The 3,628-nt window shown below is 67.7% G+C and carries 4 protein-coding genes; 2 read left to right on the forward strand and 2 right to left on the reverse strand.

All coding sequences use genetic code 11. The features are described 5' to 3' along the window. Window positions 1-22 precede the first annotated feature (22 nt). Together VNO22_03660 and VNO22_03665 are read left to right on the forward strand one after the other, a co-directional pair. Complete coding sequence (locus VNO22_03660) at window positions 23-568, forward strand: cob(I)yrinic acid a,c-diamide adenosyltransferase (protein ID HXG60448.1); 546 nt, start codon at window positions 23-25, stop codon at window positions 566-568. Next, window positions 546-2,519 (forward strand): YCF48-related protein, encoded by a 1,974-nt coding sequence (locus VNO22_03665; GenBank protein HXG60449.1) that lies wholly within the window; start codon window positions 546-548, stop codon window positions 2,517-2,519. Before VNO22_03660 ends, VNO22_03665 begins: the two co-directional genes overlap by 23 nt. 1 nt (window position 2,520) lies before the next feature. Here VNO22_03665 and VNO22_03670 read toward each other — a convergent pair whose 3' ends face one another. Together VNO22_03670 and VNO22_03675 are read right to left on the reverse strand one after the other, a co-directional pair. Then, window positions 2,521-3,309: a tetratricopeptide repeat protein gene (locus tag VNO22_03670; protein ID HXG60450.1), complete on the reverse strand. Its 789-nt coding sequence runs from the start codon at window positions 3,307-3,309 to the stop codon at window positions 2,521-2,523. A 96-nt stretch (window positions 3,310-3,405) separates the two neighbouring features. Then, on the reverse strand, window positions 3,406-3,628 hold a 223-nt coding region (locus VNO22_03675; GenBank protein HXG60451.1), incomplete at its 5' end, for a hypothetical protein.

A 3,628-nucleotide genomic window follows, 5' to 3' on the forward strand; every position in this document is an offset into this window, starting at 1 on the left:
GTGCGCCCTCCGGGGGCGTTCCATGGCGAAGATCTACACCCGCACGGGAGACGACGGTTCCACCGGCTTCTTCGACGGCACGCGCGTCCCGAAGGACGATCCCCGCTGCGAAGCCTACGGCGAGGTGGACGAGCTCGGCGCCGCCCTCGGCGTGGCCCGCGCCTTCGCGAAGGATCCCGAGATCGCGGCGGCCCTCCTGGAAATCCAGAAAGATCTCATGGCCGCCGGCGCCCAGCTTGCGGACCCGAAATACGGACAGCATCCCGTCCGCGAAAAGACCCGCATCGCCGAAGAGCGCATCTCGGACTTCGAGCGGATGATCGACCGGTATGAGGCGGAACTGGCCCCGCTGCGCGGCTTCATTCTGAGGGGAGGCGCGCCCGCGGCGGCGTTCCTTCACCTGGCCTGCACGATCTGCCGTCGCGCGGAGCGCCGGATCGTGACGCTGGCGCGGCAGGCCCCCGTGCCTCCCCTGCTTCTCAAGTACATCAACCGTCTTTCGGACCTTCTTTTCGTTCTGGCCCGCGTCGAGAATCGGAGGAGCGGTGAAGAGCAGATTCCTTGGTAGCCTGGCCCTGGCCGTTCTCGTGTGCTGCAGCTCGGGAGGCGGCGGCAGCGACGACATCCCGCTGCGGCCCGTCTGGTACAACCTCCAGCGCCTGCCGACCTCGAGCCATCTGCGGGCCGTGCGCGTCGCCAACGCGAACCAGGCGCTCGTGGCGGGGGAAGCGACCTCGATTTTCCGCACCGACGACGGCGGCGCCTCCTGGTACCAGATGCAGCACCATCCCTACGAGGCCGGCGGAGATGTCCTCGCGCTGGACACCCTGGGGACGGAATCCGTGGCCGTGGGGCGGGACGGGGGAGGAACGGGAGGACGCCATTGGAAGGCCGGCGCGGAAATCGCCCAGTGGTTCACCAGCAGCGCCGCCGATCCGGACCCCTCCGACTCCGGCGCCCCGTATACGGCGGTCGATATGGTGCTCCTGGACGTCTTCTACATCCTCCGCCGAAACGGCACGATCCTGCGCGTCTCCGGTTCCACCGGTACGACGGCGACGGTCCATGGGTCGGAGGACTGGCACACGGTGGATTTCCTGGGCATCACCGGCAAGGGGATCGCGGCGGGCTCGGGCAACCTCGTGAAGATCACGCTCGACAACGGCGCGAACTGGAGCGCCCAGTCGCTTCCCGTAAGCGCCCCCGTTTGGCGCAAGGCCCTCCTTTTCCAGAAGGCCGCCACGACCGAGGTCCATGCGTACGTCTGCGGGGACAACGGCAAGATCGTCAAGAGCACCAACGCCGATCAATCCTCGCCCACCTGGAGCGATGTGTCCATCGGCACGACGACGGCCACCCTCCGCAGCATTTCTTTCCTCTCCGATTCCCTGACCGGCTGGGTCGTCGGGGACGGCGGAGGAATCTGGAAGACGACCAACGGCGGCACCTCCTGGACCCCGCAGGGATCCGGCGTCACCCCCCACGATCTCCACGACGTCTATTTCATCGACGCCAACGTGGGCTACGCGGTGGGGGACTACGGCACCGTGCTCAAGACCCTGGACGGCGGGGCGAACTGGCAGAACATCACCCAGGGATCCCGCACCCGCATCAACGCCCTGGATTTCGCCCTTAACGCGGAGAGGGGTATCGCCGTCGGCCCGGGCGGATTGGTCGCCAAGACGCTCGACGGCGGATTGGCCTGGACCACCGCCACCCTTTCCGGCGTCTCGGACCTCCACGGCGTGAGCGTCCCGCGGCAGGGTCCCGGAACCGTCGCCTACGCCTGCGGCGACGGCGGCAAGATCCTCAAGAACGCCGACTTCTCCTCCGGAGACACCTGGACCGCTCAGACGGTTCCCTCGAGCGCGACGTCGGTCCCCCTGCGGGCCATTCTCTTCCCCGGGAACGATCTCAAAGGATTCTGCGTGGGCGACGTCAGCACGCTTCTCGTGACCGCCGACGGGGGCGCCACGGCGTGGACGGAAATCACGCTCCCCGGGGCGCCGGTCAACTACGCTTCGCTGGCGGCGTCCCCGGATGGAACCGTGATCGCGGCGGGGGGACAGAACGGAAAGGTGGTCTTCAGCCTCGACGGCGGAACCACGTGGAACGACGGCTCGATTTCGGGAGAAACCGGAACGATCGCGACCCTCCAGGTTCCCGACAACAGCACGATCGTCGCGGGGTCCTCGGACGGCGACATCCGCCGGGGAACGATTGCCGCGGGGAGCCCGCCGAGCGTCTCCTGGGGAGCGACCTTCAACTTGCCGGGCAACGTTCCGCCCACCGGTCTTGCGTTCCGGTCGTCGACCCGGGGGCTCGCGGTGGTCGCCGCCGGCGCCTCGCCCGACCTCGGCCGGATCTACGTCACGGAAAACGGCACTTCGTGGTCGGTCTCTCCGGAGCACACGAACTGGCCACTCCGGACGGTCTGGCTCAACGCTTCCGGCATCGGGTACGCGGCGGGGGACGAAGGCACGGTCCTGAAGACCTTCACCGGCGGGCGGATTCCGTAGATCAGTTCAGGTTCGAAAGAAGCCGCCGCAGGAGCTCCACCTGGCCCCGCAGGGGGGCGGCGTCCCGCGCCTCCGGGGCGCGCCGCAGGTACTCCTCCAGGTCGGTCAGCGCCTTGCCGTAGCGCTCCAGCCGGGCGTAGATGAGCCCGCGCTCGCGGAAAGGATCGGCGGCCCGGGGATTGAACTCGAGCTCCAGCTCCACCCATCGCAGCGCCCGCTCGTAATCCCCCTGCTCCAGGTGAATGCGCCGGAGGTTGTTGAGCATGCGCGACAGAATCTCCCGCGGCGAAGCGATCGCCAGAAGCTCCTCGGAGAAGGCCACCCCTTCCAGACCCTCCATCGATTCAAGAAGCGCCCGGCAGCCTTCCCGCGTGAGGACGCGCCCGCGGAAGCAGTCAAGCACCGCCTCCCCGTCGCGGAAGAGGCATTTCACCAGGAAGTGGCCCGGGAAGCCCACCCCGTAGGCCGAAAGTCCCGCCCGCCGGGCGACCTCGCAGTAGAGAACCGAGAGCGTGATGGGAATGCCTCTCCGCCGGTCGATGACGTCGTTGAGGTAGCTGTTGCGGGGATCGTAATAATCCTCCGAGTTGCCGCGGAAGCCCAGGTCTCCGAAGAAATACTCGTTCACCCGGGCGAACGCCCGGCGGCCTTTTCCGCCCGCGCGGGCGCACGCTTCCCGGCCGAACTCCTCGATCCGCGTCCGGTAGGCCGCGACATCCAGGTCCGGATACTCCGCCTGCGCGATTCGGAACGCCCCCGCCAGAACGTCCGGCTCGAAATCGTGCACCACCCTTCATTGTAGGCATGTGCCGCGCGCCGGACCAAAAGAAAACCCCCGGGGCTCCGCTCGGAACCCCGGGGGAAACGTTCGCTTCGAAAGGCTCGCTTATTTCGTGCCGAAGACGTTCGCGTAGCGGTAGTAGACCTCGAGCGTCAGGGCGTTGATCGCCGTCGCGTACACCCGGCCTCCCTCCCCGCTCCACCGGTCCACCGTCTCCCACGACCCGTTCTTGCACCCCGACGCCCCCGTGTTCTGGTTCTTCACCAGCGCGTTCTTCATGTCCTCGTTCCACGCCTTCCACTTCGGCCCCGACGGCCCGTCGTACTGG

The organism is Planctomycetota bacterium (genome assembly GCA_035574235.1).
In the GTDB taxonomy this organism is placed as follows: Bacteria; Planctomycetota; MHYJ01; order MHYJ01; family JACPRB01; genus DATLZA01.

Bases quoted from the DNA above. Each gene is read 5' to 3' on its own strand.
- VNO22_03660 (HXG60448.1), top strand. From the start codon at position 23: ATGGCGAAGATCTACACCCGCACGGGAGACGACGGTTCCACCGGCTTC.